At 51.4% G+C, this 15,673-nt stretch carries 11 protein-coding genes; 6 read left to right on the forward strand and 5 right to left on the reverse strand.

Features of this window, described 5'->3' with window-relative positions; genetic code table 11:
* Window positions 1-208 precede the first annotated feature (208 nt).
* On the reverse strand, window positions 209-2,836 hold the full coding sequence (gene priA / locus F1593_RS14275; protein ID WP_149402237.1) for a primosomal protein N': 2,628 nt from the start codon (window positions 2,834-2,836) through the stop codon (window positions 209-211).
* 5 nt (window positions 2,837-2,841) lie between these two features.
* Window positions 2,842-4,950, reverse strand: a complete 2,109-nt coding sequence (gene mutL / locus F1593_RS14280; RefSeq protein WP_149402238.1) for a DNA mismatch repair endonuclease MutL — start codon at window positions 4,948-4,950, stop codon at window positions 2,842-2,844.
* A gap of 282 nt (window positions 4,951-5,232) precedes the next feature.
* On the opposite strand from mutL, the gene F1593_RS14285 reads away from it, so the two are divergent.
* Entirely contained in the window at window positions 5,233-6,603 is a 1,371-nt protein-coding gene (locus tag F1593_RS14285) for a dipeptidase (RefSeq protein ID WP_149402239.1), read from the forward strand.
* Window positions 6,604-6,773: 170 nt separating this feature from the next.
* Here F1593_RS14285 and F1593_RS14290 read toward each other — a convergent pair whose 3' ends face one another.
* Entirely contained in the window at window positions 6,774-7,025 is a 252-nt protein-coding gene (locus F1593_RS14290; RefSeq protein ID WP_149402240.1) for a hypothetical protein, read from the reverse strand.
* Between the two features lie 124 nt (window positions 7,026-7,149).
* Between F1593_RS14290 and F1593_RS14295 the strand changes: the two genes are divergently transcribed.
* Complete coding sequence (locus F1593_RS14295) at window positions 7,150-7,926, forward strand: enoyl-CoA hydratase-related protein (RefSeq protein WP_149402241.1); 777 nt, start codon at window positions 7,150-7,152, stop codon at window positions 7,924-7,926.
* A 125-nt stretch (window positions 7,927-8,051) separates the two neighbouring features.
* On the opposite strand, the gene F1593_RS14300 is transcribed toward F1593_RS14295, so the two are convergent.
* A complete protein-coding gene (locus F1593_RS14300; protein WP_172632121.1) occupies window positions 8,052-8,513 on the reverse strand; it encodes an NUDIX domain-containing protein in 462 nt (153 codons plus the stop codon).
* 181 nt (window positions 8,514-8,694) lie between these two features.
* Between F1593_RS14300 and F1593_RS14305 the strand changes: the two genes are divergently transcribed.
* From F1593_RS14305 to lepB, 4 genes are all read left to right on the forward strand, one after another.
* Window positions 8,695-9,963 (forward strand): glycosyltransferase family protein, encoded by a 1,269-nt coding sequence (locus F1593_RS14305; protein WP_149402243.1) that lies wholly within the window; start codon window positions 8,695-8,697, stop codon window positions 9,961-9,963.
* 642 nt (window positions 9,964-10,605) lie between these two features.
* Complete coding sequence (gene rny / locus F1593_RS14310; RefSeq protein ID WP_235932582.1) at window positions 10,606-12,165, forward strand: ribonuclease Y; 1,560 nt, start codon at window positions 10,606-10,608, stop codon at window positions 12,163-12,165.
* A 138-nt stretch (window positions 12,166-12,303) separates the two neighbouring features.
* The gene (locus F1593_RS14315) at window positions 12,304-13,188 is read left to right on the forward strand and encodes a PHP domain-containing protein (RefSeq protein WP_149402244.1); all 885 of its coding nucleotides are present in this window, start codon (window positions 12,304-12,306) and stop codon (window positions 13,186-13,188) included.
* Window positions 13,189-13,401: 213 nt separating this feature from the next.
* Window positions 13,402-13,959: a signal peptidase I gene (gene lepB / locus F1593_RS14320; RefSeq protein WP_149402245.1), complete on the forward strand. Its 558-nt coding sequence runs from the start codon at window positions 13,402-13,404 to the stop codon at window positions 13,957-13,959.
* Window positions 13,960-13,973: 14 nt separating this feature from the next.
* Here lepB and F1593_RS14325 read toward each other — a convergent pair whose 3' ends face one another.
* Window positions 13,974-15,536, reverse strand: coding sequence for an acetyl-CoA carboxylase biotin carboxylase subunit (locus F1593_RS14325; RefSeq protein WP_149402246.1), 1,563 nt, complete (start codon window positions 15,534-15,536; stop codon window positions 13,974-13,976).
* Between the last annotated feature and the right edge of the window lie 137 nt (window positions 15,537-15,673).

Here is a 15,673-nt window from a genome sequence, read left to right on the forward strand (position 1 = left end):
TTGGGAAACCCTGTTACGAAACATCTTTTGAGCGTACTCACTCCAAATAGATGAGCACCGCGCAAGGGTTTCCCAACGGTATCGGGGGATGACTCATATATGTTCGCACCTATGGGGCTGCCGCCCCTTGTATCCCCGCTCTGGTCCATTCAAATAAACTTTGACAAAGCACTACGTTTTTCGGCATTTTCTCATTTTATGAGCGGATTTAGAGGGTGCTTACAGGGTCAATGTCAATTTCCCAGTCGGGAGCGTCGATGACGCGTAGCAGGCGATGCAGATCTGGTCCGCGGGCAATGAGTTGCCAGCGGTATTTGTTGCGCACGCGTTCCATCAGGGCTGGAGCGGGTCCGACGATATCAGTATCTTCCAAGCCGAGGCGCTCAATCCATTGATGGAGTTGCTCGTAGAGTTGGATGGCTTCATTCTTGCTGCGTTGCTGATTTTCATGACTATAGGTAAATTTGACAAAATGTCGAAATGGCGGATAACGATAGAGTTGCCGCGAGGCAATTTCAAGCTCATAGAAGCTGTGATAGTCATGATGCGAGGCCGTTTCGATGCTAAAATGTTGTGGATTGAAGGTCTGGATGATAACTTTTCCAGCTTCAGTACCACGTCCAGCACGTCCTGCCACCTGGGTGAGCAGCGTAAAGGTTCGCTCGGTTGTTGCATAGTCAGGCAGGGCCAGCGCGATATCCGCTGAAACGACGCCAACCAGCGTAACACCTGGAAGATCCAATCCTTTTGCAATCATCTGGGTTCCAATTAAAATATCAGCCTCGCGATTAGCAAAGCTATCCAGTAACTGTTCATGGGCCCGACGATTGCGGGCCGTATCCCGATCCCAACGTAACAGGCGTGCCTGCGGAAAGAGGCGCTGAATCGTCTCCTGGATCTTCTCTGTGCCTAATCCAAAATAGCGAATGCCGGAGCTTTTACACTGCGGGCAAAATTGGACAACCTTATTCTGACGCCCACAATAGTGACACAGCAATATGTGCTCGGTTGAATGATAGGTCATCGGAATATCACAACGATCACACATCACGGTATAGCCACAATCGCGACAGAGGATACAACTGGCAGCGCCACGACGATTGAGAAAGAGGATCGCTTGCTGCTGGCGCTCTAATACCTGCGTCAATTCCTCCTGCAAACGTCGACTGATAATGCTGGTATTGCCAGCATGCAATTCGTTGCGCAAATCAACCACCTCGACAGGCGGCAGGCTCGCATTGATACGCCCCCGCAATTCCACCAGATGATAGATGCCTTGCCGAGCGCGGTAAAAGGATTCCAGCGCGGGTGTGGCACTGCCCAGGACGATAGGAATGTGCAGAATTTCACCCAGCATCAATGCAGCATGCCGTGCATGATACGTCGGACGGCGTTCACCCTGTTTATAGGCTGCCTCATGCTCCTCGTCGATAATGATCAGGCCAGGATTTGGCAGGGGCGCAAAGAGGGCCGAGCGCGAGCCAATCACGACATCAACTTCGCCGGAACGAATACGTCGCCACTCATCATAGCGCTCGCCGATACTTAATTCGCTATGAATAATTGCCACACGTTCCGGAAAACGTCCGGCCACACGCAACACGGCCTGCGTCGTCAGAGCAATCTCCGGCACCAGTATAATTCCCTGCTGACCCTGCTCGATGATCGCCGCCAGGGCTTGCAAATAGACCTCTGTCTTACCGCTACCGGTGATACCATGCAACAAGATGGGGCGTCCATCATACTCATCACCTACGATACAATTCACGGCATGCTGCTGATCCGGCGTGAGTTCCAGAGGTGTCGTCCCCAGGGCCAACGCCCTGCTAGCGAGAGGATCACGGCGTACCTCGATCTCCTCAAGCACCAGGATCTGCTCTTTGACCAACTGCTGCAACTGGGCCTGTGTCATACCACTGGCTTTACATAAGGCGTTGGCCGACCAGTGCACCTGCTCATCAGAATTGTGTAGCAAGAGATCAACTGCCGCCAGTTGATGCTGGGCGCGCAAGCTCTCTTTGTCCCGCTTCCCCAATTCCAGGGTAGCCGTCGCGCTCACCGCTTCCGGCGAGGCCCAGGGATTAACCAGCGTTTTCTGAGCGTCCTTTTTTCCGCGCGACCTGGGACGCATTATATGATCTGGAATGATCTGGACAGGAGCCAGAGGAGCGTTGCGCTCCGCCAGGATTGTCATACGCGCACGCCATTCATCCAGCACAGTATCCTTCGCCAGCAGCCGAACCACACGTTTAAAGCGAGCTTTGGCACGGGGCGCATCCAGCTCAGAGTTCTGCAGGAAGAGCTCATGTGAACGCGCCTCTTTCAGGACCGCCTTTGCCTGCTTAGGACCCAGCAATTCTTTGACACGCTCAACATCAATACTCCCCTCGGACAACAACAATCCAATCAAGGCACGTAGCTGTAGCGAGCCTTCCTGCAACGCAGTATCCAGCATCTTCCCATCATGATCGGCAAGACGCAGTACCGCACGCGAGCGCTGCATCAAGCCAGGAGGCAACATCATCTGCGCCACATATGCCAGTGGTGTCACATAATAATCGGCCAACCACTGCGCCAGTGCCATCTGATAAGGCTGAAGCGCCGGCAACGGGTCCAGGATGGTATGGAGTGGGCGCAATTCATCCCCTGGCTCAAGCTCCACCCACTCATCCAGACTTGTCGTCCAGACAATGCCCTCGACCAGACGCTCACCATAGGGAACGGCAACCAATTGTCCCACCTGTAATTCAGCCACCAGCTCTTCGGGCACTACATAGGTGAGCATTGAACGCTCACCCAGCCAGCTGGCGGCAGACGTTAAAACATCAGCAAGCATGTGGTTTAACGCCTCTCAAATGCGCGCGCCAGGGCCGTTAAACCAAAATGCACCATCGTAGGTCGACCATGACAACAACTAAAGGGAGCCTTCGTCTGCTCCAACTGCTCAAGCATCTCACGCATCTCACTCACTGTCAGGAAGTAGTTTGCCTTAATGGCAGCCTTACACGCCACATTCGCCAACGCGCGCTCCTCCCAGGTGGAGGTATCACCCAGGCTCTCCGCCGAGGTCAGTTCAATTAACAACTCATGCAACGAATGGGCATTCATCTGCTTCACCAGCACGCTCGGTACAGCGCGAACTTCTAACATGCCAGAACGATCATCGACCGCCAGCTTAAAACCAATCTGCTCTAGCTGAGCCTGATGCTCTTCAATGGCTTCCACTTCCTGCGGCGACAATTCTAGCTGCATAGGTGTCAGCAGCAATTGAGATAGGGGCGTGCGGGCCTTCATCGTCGCAACCATGCGCTCCAGCAGGATACGCTCGTGGGCGGCATGCTGATCAATCAAATACATACCTCCCTCACCCTCGGTCACAATATAGCTCTGCGCAACCTGTCCCACTACGCGCAGCTTCGGCAGATGGCGTGCCGAGCGCGGATCAACGATATCTAGCGCCTGCCCAAATGCTGGCTCACCGGCTGGCATCATTGAAGTCTGCTGCGGTACCTGCGCCGCCACCGTCTCACGCGCAGGTTGAATACTAACCGGAAGTTCTGCATACTCATCCTGTACCTCTCCAGCCAGTTCCGCTTCTGATGCAAATTCAGCAGATGAAACTGCCGCTTGCTTTTTCCCGGGGCGGCCTGTTTTACCAGCAGGTTCATCGGCATGCACATGACTTTGCCACAGGCGTCCCAGTTGTGGTGGTCGGGTACCAGTCTCTTCTTCCGTAAAGGTCATCCAGGGATTGTCATTCGGGATAGCATTTTGCGAGGGTACTGTTGCGCCAGGCTTGCTCTGATCGCCACCGCCGGTCTGATAGACCTCACCCGTCTCTTCATCAATCTCAATATTGCCCAGGCTCTCAAGCTTATCCTTGGAGGCTGGAGCCGCAAAAGAGCGCACCGGGGCAGCCTCCGATGGACCAGGTTCCCAGGCTGGCATCTCTGGCTCCGCAAGCAGGGCCGCACGTACAGCCCGCAGGATAGCTGCATAAACCCGTCGTTCCTTCAAGAAGCGAATCTCTGTCTTGGCTGGATGAACGTTGACGTCCAATACGGATGGATCAATTTGAATATTGATGACCGCGATAGGATGTCGACCCGTGAGTAGCAATGAATGATAAGCACCTTCAACTGCCGAGGTCAGCATACGGCTCAAGACCCAACGGCGATTCACAAAGAAGGAGATGTGCTGGCGATTGCTTTTGTAGGCCGTCGGGCGGCTGGTATAGCCGGTTATTACTGGATAGGTGGAATCAGTTTGCTCTTCACTATGCACCGGAATCATCTGTTCCACGATCTGAAGGCCATATACCTCGACCAGCACGCTGGAGAGCTGACCATCGCCTGGTGTCGCGAAAATCTGGCGGCCATCGCTAAACACGTTAAAACGGATCTCTGGATAGGCCAGGGCATACTGCTCAAGCAAATGATGGCAGTGACTCACCTCGGTATTGCGACTCTTGATAAACTTGAGGCGCGCTGGAACGGCGCTGAACAGGTTCCGCACGGTAATAATCGTACCTTCAGGGGAGGCCGCCGCCGTCACCTCTGAGAATTGTCCATTTTGCGCGCTTAGCTGGGAGCCCTGATCCAGAGCGCGGGGACGGCTCTGCAAGGTCACCTCGGCCACGGCAGCGATACTTGCCAGCGCCTCACCCCGGAAACCCAGCGAGTGAATATGTTCCAGATCATCAATAATAGAGACCTTACTGGTTGCATGGCGTGTCAGAGCAAGAGGAAGCTCATCGGGAGGAATGCCACAACCATTGTCGGTAATGCGGATCAATTGTAGACCACCATGGCTCAAATCAACGCGGATCTGGGTTGCGCCCGCATCAATACTGTTCTCAATCAATTCTTTTACAACGGAGGCTGGCCGCTCTACCACTTCTCCCGCAGCAATTTTCGCCGCCACATCAGGCGCAAGTTGTCGAATGGGCATATTTTATCTACTCCACAAATCAGGCAGATCGTGTTTCTCTACAAAGGTGAGTAAGAACGAGTGTTCCTATGGCATTATAGCACAGTGTTCGCGTTCTATTGCCTCCAACGGGCCAATGGGGGACTTTTTAGATAGTGGTAATAATCAACCAAAAATGAGAACATTTGACGATACCGATCCATATGATGACGATGGAGACCCGGAATAGACGGGAAACTACTGGACAATTCTCTCCCCCCCTGTTAGGATAAAGCAAAATGAAACAACCTGGAAGGAGAGCTTATGACCCAGATCGAAACCTATATCACAGGACATAAAGATCAATTTGTGGAGGATTTGAAAGCCTGGCTACGCATTCCCAGTATCAGTACGGCGCCCGAGCATAACGGTGACGTGCTGCGAGCGGCAGAATACGCAGTAGAGCAACTCAAACAACTCGGCATCAAACAGGCAGAACTCATCCCAACCCAGGGACATCCTCTGGTCTATGGTGAATGGTTGCAGGCAACAGGAAAGCCGACATTACTCATCTATGGACACTATGATGTCCAGCCGGTTGATCCAATCGAACTATGGGAGAGCGCTCCATTTGAGCCGACCATTCGCAACGGCAACATCTATAGTCGTGGAGCGGCCGACGATAAAGGGCAGGTGATGCTCGTCCTCAAAGCCCTGGAAACCCTTATGAGTGTCAATGGGGGTCTGCCTATCAACGTCAAAGTCCTCCTCGAAGGTGAAGAAGAGGCGGGCGGAGAATCCATCGAGCACTATATCAAAACATATCCCGAGCGCCTGAGCTGCGACGCCGCCTTTATTTGTGATACCCACATGCCCTCAACAGAGATACCAGCTCTGATCACCGGCCTGCGCGGCATCATTTATACCGAAGTTGAAGTCCACGGGGCGAGAGGGGATCTCCACTCCGGCACCTATGGAGGTGTAGCGCCCAATCCATTGCACGCCCTTGCCATCATCATCAGTCGCTTGAAGGATGCGGATGGACATATTCATATTCCCGGTCTCTTTGACAACTACCAGAAACCGAAACACGAAGAAAAAGAATTCTGGGAACAAGATCCGCTGCATATGCATGAAGCCTTCTTACATGAAATGGGTGTCTCACAATTATCCGGTGAGCTAGAATATCCTCCCCTGGAACGTGTCAGCAGTCGTCCAACCCTGGAGGTTCACGGTATCACTGGAGGCTTCACGGGAGAAGGAGCCAAGACGGTTATCCCGGCCGTTGCTAAAGCAAAAATCAGTCTGCGCCTGCCACCAGACCTGCAATTGAAGTCCCAGGAAGTCTTCGAACTCTTCAAAAAAGCGGTGGCGGAAGTCGCGCCAACCGATGTCACGGTCAACGTCATCAATCTCCATGGCGGAGAAGGGGTACTCGTTGCGTCAGATACACAGGTCATGCAAGCCGCCTCAGCCGCCCTGGAAGAAGTCTACGGCAAATCACCGGTCTACCTCCGCGAAGGAGGCTCGATCCCGATAGCTGCTCTCTTCGATGAAATTCTCAATGTACCCGTTGTACTGATGGGATTCGGGTTACCAGATGACAATCTACACGCCCCCAACGAAAAATACGCACTCAGCCAATTTTTCAATGGCATCAGAACCGTTGTCAGCTTCCTGCAAAAACTGGCCTGACACTGGAATGGGAGCTTTATCTATTTTAAATAGGTGAGGCTCCCATTCCGTTTCTACACCTCGGGCCGCCGTATAGCTATGTAGCAGCTACGGTTCGTTTACACGTATGGAAGAGAGAATGGGGAGAATGGTACAGCATTGTACCGGGGGATGAGCAGCGATGTCGGGACTCAGGATTGGACGGAATCGTAGGCTGTTTTTTGATCTCCGCGTTGGAGGAGATACCAACGCCGAAAGGCAACGATAGCCCAGATGCCTTCAACGACACCAAACGGCCACGTTCCTGCCAACCAGCCATAGGTTGAGGATGCGGCACAGGCACAGGCAAAGATCAGGACCCACCAGTGGGCACGATGTTCCAGGGCATATGAGATCAACATTACTGAGACGGCACAAGCGCCAAAAATTGTCAATGTATCCATCAAGCTACTTTCTTTGCTACTAATCATGAAATCATATACGTAAAATGGTATGTTACAATAAATAAAGGACTAACCGCAGAACTCTTTAGCAAAAGAAAGCCTTAAGGATAAGGAGTGACTGGATATGACTGAGTATACATACATCCTCACTGAGCGCGAACAGCGGGTGGGCATCGTTATCCTGAACCGTCCTAAAGAATTAAATGCCCTGAATTTCCAACTGGTTTCAGAGCTGGCTAACGCGCTGGAGGAGATGGATCGCGATGAGGCGATTGGCTGTATTGTGCTGACAGGCGCAGGGGATAAGGCTTTTGCCGCTGGCGCGGATATCAAGGAGATGGCGGATAAAACGCCTATTGAGATGATGGGGGCGGGCTTTGAAGCCTGGCAACGTATTCGTAAAATCCATACTCCGATGATCGCCGCCGTAAATGGCTATGCGCTGGGCGGTGGCTGCGAGCTAGCCCTCCATTGCGATATGATTGTTGCATCCGAAAATGCCCGTTTTGGACAGCCAGAAATTCAACTGGGTATCATCCCTGGCGCGGGCGGGACACAGCGCCTGGCACGCGTGCTGGGGAAGTATCGTACCATGGAAATGGTGCTCACGGGCGCGACACTTCCCGCTCAGGAGCTGGCACAATTAGGACTGATCAATCGAGTTGTCCCGGTTGGAGAACATCTGGTAGAAGCAGTCAAGCTGGCTCAAAAGGTGGCAAAACAGGCCCCACTGGCGGCTAGACTGGCGAAAGAGGCTGTCCTGGCTGCCTTTGAAACCTCTCTGGAAGGTGGACTGGATGTGGAGCGTAAAAACTTCTTCTTGCTCTTCTCCAGCCAGGATATGCGCGAAGGGATGCAAGCATTTATTGAGAAACGGCCCGCCGAGTTCCAGGGCAAGTAAACTTTTGAGACGGATCGCACCGAGGGCGCTCAGGAAAGTTTCTTTCTTCTGCGCTGCAAACATCTATGCTGAGCAGACGTTTGCAGCATAGATGTTTGCAGCACAGAAGAAAATAATAGGCTAAATCACACCACACGGTCACCATGGAGTGCGGATGTATAAGCCTCCTGTAGTTTGGGAACTGTGTCATAATTGGTCAACTCGTCGGGTTCGATCCAACGCATGTCGACAGCTTCCCAATCTGTCTTGATCTGCTCCGGTGTCAGAACAGCAAACAAGAAAGGATGAACAGACCAATGCCGGCCCAGTTCCACGTCCCTATATTCAACAATCTGACCACGGCGCAGCATACGAACCTGAGTGCGCTGCAAACCTGTTTCTTCACCAATCTCAACGAACGCTTGCTCATCAGGCGACACATTGGGCTCGACAAAACCGCTGATACCAGCCCAATGCGCATGATAACTGCCCACGCGCTGGCTCCGTTGCACAATCAACAAACGTGGTGAAGGACTATCCTCACGCAACAAAAAGCAGCTTACAACGTGGGTCGGACGCATAGTTTGAGAGGGACGTGATGAACTCATTCGCAACTCCTTCATTTATAATAATGACATAAACAACGCTTTTCTTGTATACTTAAGGGGCGCAGCATTCACGAATAACCTATGGGTAACTTTATGCCATCCAAATTTTCTCTCAATCTCGGCCAACAACGCTACACATCTGACTGAAGAGTATATTACTTACATAGGAGCCTATCCTTGTATGCAAGCACAAGATACAACAGCTATCCCGAGCGGATCAGTACAAGATACCGCTAGCCTGAAACAACTCTGGTCAGGCATGTTCAATGCATGGTGGAAAGCTGGTCGGGCTGTACTTCCCACCTTTCTGGTGACACGTCTCCTGTTGATTGTTTTGACCTATCTGGGCGGGGTCCTTTTTACTGTGCAAACCAACTCAACCTTCGCCCTGAACGGACAAAGTTTGCTCTACAACTGGTATCACTGGGACGCGATACGCAATCTGACTATCACCACCCAGGGATACACCGATCCAGCCTATACAGCCCTCTTCCCGCTTTATCCGGTACTGATCCATCTCGTCAGCACTCCCTTGCATCTCGATATCTTACTCACCGGCATGCTGATCTCAAATATGGCCTTGCTGGGAGCATTTATGGTCCTGTTCCGTCTGGTGGAAGAGGAATTTGATGCTGGAACAGCGAAACGCTGTCTGCTCTATCTGGCCTTGTTTCCCAGCGCCTTATTCTTTTTTACCGCCTACAATAGCGCCCTCTTGCTCTTCTTTGTGGTCTTAAGTATCTATCTGCTTCGCCATCAATCCTGGTGGCTGGCCGGTTGTATTGGTGGTTTAGCCACCCTGACCGACTTCACAGGGATATTCCTATTTGTCCTTTTCCTGTGCGAATTTTTCCGCCAGGAAGGATCTATCCTGCGCGAAAGCTGGAAGCAGCACAAGCAAGCAGGCTTTATTCTGGGCTTACCGCTGGTAGCCTCCCTGTTGATCCCTCTGGGGCTGGTTATCTATTGCTCTGCATTACGCAAGCCATTTCACGATCCTTTGATCTTCTGGCATGCGAATGCAGATAGCCGTCCGGCCCTGTTAGGAGGATTATTCACTGCTCTACATACGTTAGTCAGTGGTTCGTTGAACACATTTGCCGCCACTCACAGCATCTTTGAACTGCTTATCCTGCTGGCAATGCTCCTCTTGCTGTTTGCCAGTTGGAAAGGACGCGAACGCCTGGCACCCACGCAGTGGCCTTTGATTGTTTTTGGAGCGCTGGTTATCGTGTATGCTTTACTGGTACCCAATCAGCCAGGGGTCGCCTTTAGCCAGTATGATCCATTGCCATCTCTACAATATGCAGCCCTGATCTTCATACCGGGTTGGTTGATAATGGCACGCCTGGGACGCTATCCCTGGGTACATCAAAGCTATCTGTTATTCTCAACACCGCTGCTCGCATTCCTGGTCTTTCAAATGTTTAAAATGCTCTGGGCTATGTAAAATCTAAAAAATCTGATACATTTAAGAGATATCCGCACTGACGCATCAAATTGATAGGCGAAAAGCCTGTCATGTCGTCGTTAAAAGATAATGCGTCTGCCGATAGACTAGCAAACGTATTTCATTGAAAAATGGAAACATTATCAGAGCTATGGTATCACACAAAGAGTGCAAGTGCATGGGTCTTCACACCCAGGGCGCTCAAAATATTGTTTAGTAGGTGTTGCAGAAAAAGTGTATAGCTTTTTTCTATAACACCTACTAAAAAGGGTATAGGACGATGAGCATCTGCCCGCAGGTACGCAATGTTCTCTGTAGCCCATCGGGAAAGGAGTCAGCAATGAAGCCGACAGCCAACGCACGGAGAGCTGAGAAATGCAGAATAGTGCTCAGCGCAAAGCAATGACGTTTCATGACAAAAAGTCTAGAAATATATAATATAGGTGGATACTTCTACCACATATTTTGTATTTCATCCTAGTTTTCTCCTTGACGTATGGTTAACACTCTTATATAGTATGCTTGGCGCATAGTGCACTTTTGCATATTGCCCATGGTATAAAAAATGAACTCAAGTACATTAAAATAGTTTAATTCGAGCCTTTATAGGCCTGATTACCTTTACATTGGAGGTAGGCCGACGTGCAAATTTCGACTGCCTTTGCCATCATTATCTTTGCAATTCTGGTTGTAGGAGCTAGTGCAGCTCTGATGGCGGGCATATTCATAGGTTTAACGCGCAACAAAGCCTCTTATGAAGAAAAAATGCGTACTTTGAAAGAAATGAGCGAGCAGCGTTTATTTCAGGTACAAGAACAGCAGAGTATAGCTTTACGAGAAGCCCGCGATGAGACCTCCCAGATCCGCACAGCGATAGAACGAGATAATGCGGAACGGCGCACAGAATTGCAGCGCCAGGAACGGCGCATTCAACAAAAAGAAGAGAACCTTGAGCGCAAAATGGATGCGCTTGAACAACGTGAACGGAAGCTCAATACCAAAGAACGCAATCTGGATCAAACCCGTGAAGAGCTGGAACAGATAAAACTTCAGCAAACAGCCGAGCTCGAACGCATTGCAAAACTGACCGAAGACCAGGCACAAGAACTCCTTCTTGCCCGCATTGAACAACAGGTACGCACCGAAGCGGTACTACGCACCCGCCGTATCGAGGAACAAGCCCGCGAGGAAGCCGAATCCAAGGCACGTGAAATCATTACGCTCGCCATCCAACGCTGTGCTTCAGATCAGGTTGCGGAAGCAGTGGTTTCAGTTGTTCCGCTCCCCAATGATGAAATGAAAGGTCGTATTATTGGACGTGAGGGACGCAATATCCGCGCACTCGAAGCTGCAACCGGCGTTGATCTCATCATTGATGATACTCCTGAGGCAGTAATTCTCTCAGGCTTCGATCCGGTACGCCGTGAGATTGCACGAGTTGCATTGACAAAGTTAATCATGGATGGTCGTATCCATCCGGCACGCATTGAAGATGTGGTTGCCAAAGCCCGCCAGGAAGTGGATTTGATCGTACGTGAAGCAGGCGAAAACGCGGCTTTGGAAGCCAATGTACATGGTCTACAGCCTGAATTGCTCAAGATCCTGGGGCGCTTACGCTTCCGTACCAGTTACGGACAAAATGTATTGGCGCACTCGGTTGAGGTTTCGATCCTGGCTGCGACTATCGCACATGAGCTGGGGGCAGATGTCAATGTCTGTAAGACGGCTGCCTTGCTCCATGATATGGGGAAAGCTATCGACCAGGAAGTGGAAGGTCCACACGCCATCATTGGTGGAGAGATAGCCAAACGCTTCGGGAAATCACCGAAGATCGTCCATGCCATGGTAGCTCACCACGCCACCGAGACTGAGCCTCAGACGTTAGAGGCTGCGATCGTGCAGGCCGCAGATGCCATCTCAGCTGCCCGTCCTGGGGCCAGAAGAGAGACGATTGATCTCTATATCAAACGTCTGGAAGGGCTTGAGCATATCGCAAACTCATTTACAGGGGTCGAGAAATCCTTTGCTATCCAGGCTGGTCGTGAAGTACGCATTATCGTCAAACCTGAAGAGGTTGATGAATATGCAGCAGGACGCCTCGCCAGTGATATTGCACATAAAATTGAAGAAGATATGGATTATCCAGGACAAATCAAGATTTGTGTGGTACGCGAAACACGCTCCGTGGATTACGCACGCTAGTCGTTTGCTGCATGGATAGCCTGACTCTATGGTTGTAATAGATAACACAAATGTTGTTTATTACAACCATAGTTTTTTATTTACATTTGAGCGCAGCATTTCTGATCTGCGCGTGATACGGGGAAAGAAAACAACTCGATGACAAACATAGTTGATTTACATACCCATTCAACAGCCTCCGATGGCTTATATAGTCCCACTGAACTCTTGCGGCAGGCCCATGCCGCCGGCCTCAAGACTCTGGCACTGACCGATCATGATAGTACCGAGGGGATTGAAGAGGCCAGAGGTGCCGCCAGTGAACTAGGAATCGATTTTATTCCTGGGATCGAACTGAATACCGATGCCGATGGTGGAGAGATTCATGTCCTGGGCTATTTTCTAGAGTATGAGCGTCCGGCATTCCAGGCGATTCTCAAAACGCTACGCGACGCACGGGTACGGCGTGGACAACGCATCGTTGAACTGTTAAATGAGCAAGGCATTCAAATTTCCTGGGACCATGTACGTGAACTGGCTCAGGGCTCCGTTGGTCGTCCCCATATCGCCAAAGCATTGCTGGAAGCGGGCTATGTACAATCCATTGGAGAGGCATTTGACACATATATCGGGACCAAAAGTCCAGCCTATGTGCCACGCTATAAGATTCTACCCGAGGATGCTGTGCGCCTGATCAATAGCGCTAATGGATTGGCCGTTATAGCGCATCCACTTACGACACCTGGATTGGAAACATTGCGTACGTGGCTACCTGGCCTGCAAAAAGCTGGCATGGTAGGATTAGAGACCTACTATGGTCCCTATACCCATAAAGATGAGGAGTCCCTGCTCTCGCTAGCCAGCCAGTATCGGCTCATTCCCACGGGAGGTAGCGATTTTCATGGACCGGGAATTCATCCAACACCGCTCGGAGGACGCTTCGTACCACCCACGGCGGTTGAACGCCTGAAGGCTCTCCAGGCGGAACGACAGGGTACCATACCACCGACCTTTGAACTGCCACCACCAGTCGAAGAGAAATAATACCAGATATTGTCCGGCCGCCTTTTTCCATCTCTGCCTATCCTGTCTCTCGACAGGGAAGAAGAGATGGAAAAGGATAATATACAACCGGGCAAGTCTATCCATGAAAGAAAAAGCTGAAGAAGGCTCTTGACTGAACAGGAAATAATAGGCCTGAGCATGCTACAATACAGAGAGAGAAATGCAATAAAGCTACTCATAGAGGAGTAACACGTGAGCCAGATAGCACGTTTAATGCGCACTCACCTATGGCTACATCAGATGCTCGAAACTACTGCTCTGGTCTGTCTATCACTCTTAATCATTCGCGTCACAGTTCAGGATTTTTATATCCGTGGGCACAGCATGGAACCAACCCTGCATGACCAGGAATCGATACTCGTCAGTAGAGCATCCTATCTCTTCCATCAGCCAGCACGTGGAGACATTATCGTATTCCACTATCCCCTGCATCCTCAGGATGACTATATCAAACGTGTCATTGCCATTCCAGGGGATACAATTAGCATCCTCCAGCAAACCGTCATCATTAACGGAAACAAACTCAATGAAAAGTACATCGACAAAAATGATCTATCCAATCCATTCCCCTCATTTCGCTCGCGTAAGATTGGAGCCAATCAATACTTTGTGATGGGAGATAATCGGGGCAGTAGTTCCGACTCGCGGCTCTGGGGAACTGTCCCACGCGCGGATATCATAGGAAAAGCCATTATTGTTTACTGGCCTCTGGAGGCCGATAATCTCGGCCTCCTCACCCATACTCAATAGATTACCTGCAAGGATCAGACACGTCTTAAGCCTTCTTTGCGGCTCATATCGCGCCAGCGGCTCTGCTCGGTACCATCCTGCGTGGTGGATTGATAGCGGGCCTGCTCATGCAGACTTTGCTCCTGAAACAACAGGCCAGCACATAAGGCTGCGATCTGCTCAGCAGTAAATTCCTCACTGACTGGTGGAATGGTTGCAGTATGTCCATGTCCATCCCATTCTTCGGCAATGAAGTCGGTTGAGAGGTCGGCTGCGAGGAAACGTGGCTGCTCCAGGAGCCAGCGAACAAAGGGCAAGGTTGTACGCACACCGACGATTTGATACTCCTCAACAGCCCGGCGTAGACGTGCGATGGCCTGGGTGCGATCCCTTCCCCAGACGATAAGCTTGGAGAGCAATGGATCGTAATAGAGTGGTATCTGCAGGCCCGCATAGAGACTACTATCCACGCGCACACCAGGACCAGAGGGTTCCTGCAATGCCTGTATCGTTCCGGTCGCAGGTAAGAAATGATTGGCCGGATCTTCAGCAGAGATGCGACACTCAATCGCAGTGCCGCGAAAGAGCACCTCCTCCTGTGTAAAGGAGAGCGGCAGGCCAGCCGCCACCCGTAACTGCTCCTGAACCAGATCAATCTCGGTACACCACTCGGTGACTGGATGCTCGACCTGAATACGTGCATTGACCTCCAGAAAATAAAAATTGCCCTCGGGTCCCAGCAAAAACTCCGCTGTACCAGCGTTGACATATTCGATAGAGTGCACCAGATTGAGTGTCGCCGTGGTCATCTGCGCACGCAATGTCTCATCCACAACCGGCGAAGGCGACTCCTCAAGCAGTTTCTGGTGGCGGCGCTGAATACTGCATTCACGCTCTCCCAGATGGACCGCATGACCATGGGCATCGGCGATAAACTGTACCTCGATATGGCGGGCAGGCATAATCGCCTTCTCCAGATAGACACGATTGTCACCAAAGGCAGTCTGCGCCTCGCTACGTGCGCTACGCAAGGCTGCCAGCAACTCATGTGGCTCACGTACCAGGCGAATCCCTTTTCCACCACCACCTGCCGCAGCCTTTAGCAGGAGAGGATAGCCCAGACGCTGTGCACTGGCCTGAATCTCATCATCATCCGCATTATCGGTCAATGCCCCCGGAACAATCGGTACGCCAGCCGCCTGGGCAGCACGCCGTGCCGCCGTTTTCTCACCCATCGCACGTTGCGCTGCCGCAGAGGGACCCACAAAAATCAAACCCGCCTGCCGACACGCATCCACAAACGCTGCATTCTCCGCCAGAAAGCCATAACCTGGATGTATAGCCTGCGCACCCGCCTCTTGCGCTACCGCGAGCAAACGTGGAATATTCAAATAGCTCTGTGCCGCCGCTGCCGGACCAATAGCATATGCCTCATCCGCCATACGCACATGTAAAGCATCCCGATCCACATCACTATAGACGGCCACGCTCTGTAAGCCCAGCTCGCGGCATGCTCGAATCACCCGTAGCGCAATCTCACCTCGATTCGCAATCAACACCTTCTGAAAAGGCCAATCAGCCACCGAAAGACGTTCCATGAAGAAGGCTCCTTTCCACCAGACATGGTAGTTCGTGTTCATTGCAATCATAGTACCATCATTCGCGCAACATCACCTACCCTGTATGTTTTTTCTTGAGAAGATTACAAAAAACATGCTATTAGCAAATAAAGGCT

The sequence above is a fragment of the Dictyobacter arantiisoli genome (genome assembly GCF_008326305.1).
GTDB classification, from domain to species: Bacteria; Chloroflexota; Ktedonobacteria; order Ktedonobacterales; family Ktedonobacteraceae; genus Dictyobacter; species Dictyobacter arantiisoli.

Bases quoted from the DNA above. Each gene is read 5' to 3' on its own strand.
- priA (WP_149402237.1), bottom strand. From the start codon at position 2,836: ATGCTTGCTGATGTTTTAACGTCTGCCGCCAGCTGGCTGGGTGAGCGT.
- F1593_RS14285 (WP_149402239.1), top strand. From the start codon at position 5,233: ATGACCCAGATCGAAACCTATATCACAGGACATAAAGATCAATTTGTG.
- mutL (WP_149402238.1), bottom strand. From the start codon at position 4,950: ATGCCCATTCGACAACTTGCGCCTGATGTGGCGGCGAAAATTGCTGCG.
- F1593_RS14305 (WP_149402243.1), top strand. From the start codon at position 8,695: ATGCAAGCACAAGATACAACAGCTATCCCGAGCGGATCAGTACAAGAT.
- F1593_RS14325 (WP_149402246.1), bottom strand. From the start codon at position 15,536: ATGGAACGTCTTTCGGTGGCTGATTGGCCTTTTCAGAAGGTGTTGATT.
- F1593_RS14315 (WP_149402244.1), top strand. From the start codon at position 12,304: ATGACAAACATAGTTGATTTACATACCCATTCAACAGCCTCCGATGGC.
- F1593_RS14290 (WP_149402240.1), bottom strand. From the start codon at position 7,025: ATGGATACATTGACAATTTTTGGCGCTTGTGCCGTCTCAGTAATGTTG.
- F1593_RS14300 (WP_172632121.1), bottom strand. From the start codon at position 8,513: ATGAGTTCATCACGTCCCTCTCAAACTATGCGTCCGACCCACGTTGTA.
- F1593_RS14295 (WP_149402241.1), top strand. From the start codon at position 7,150: ATGACTGAGTATACATACATCCTCACTGAGCGCGAACAGCGGGTGGGC.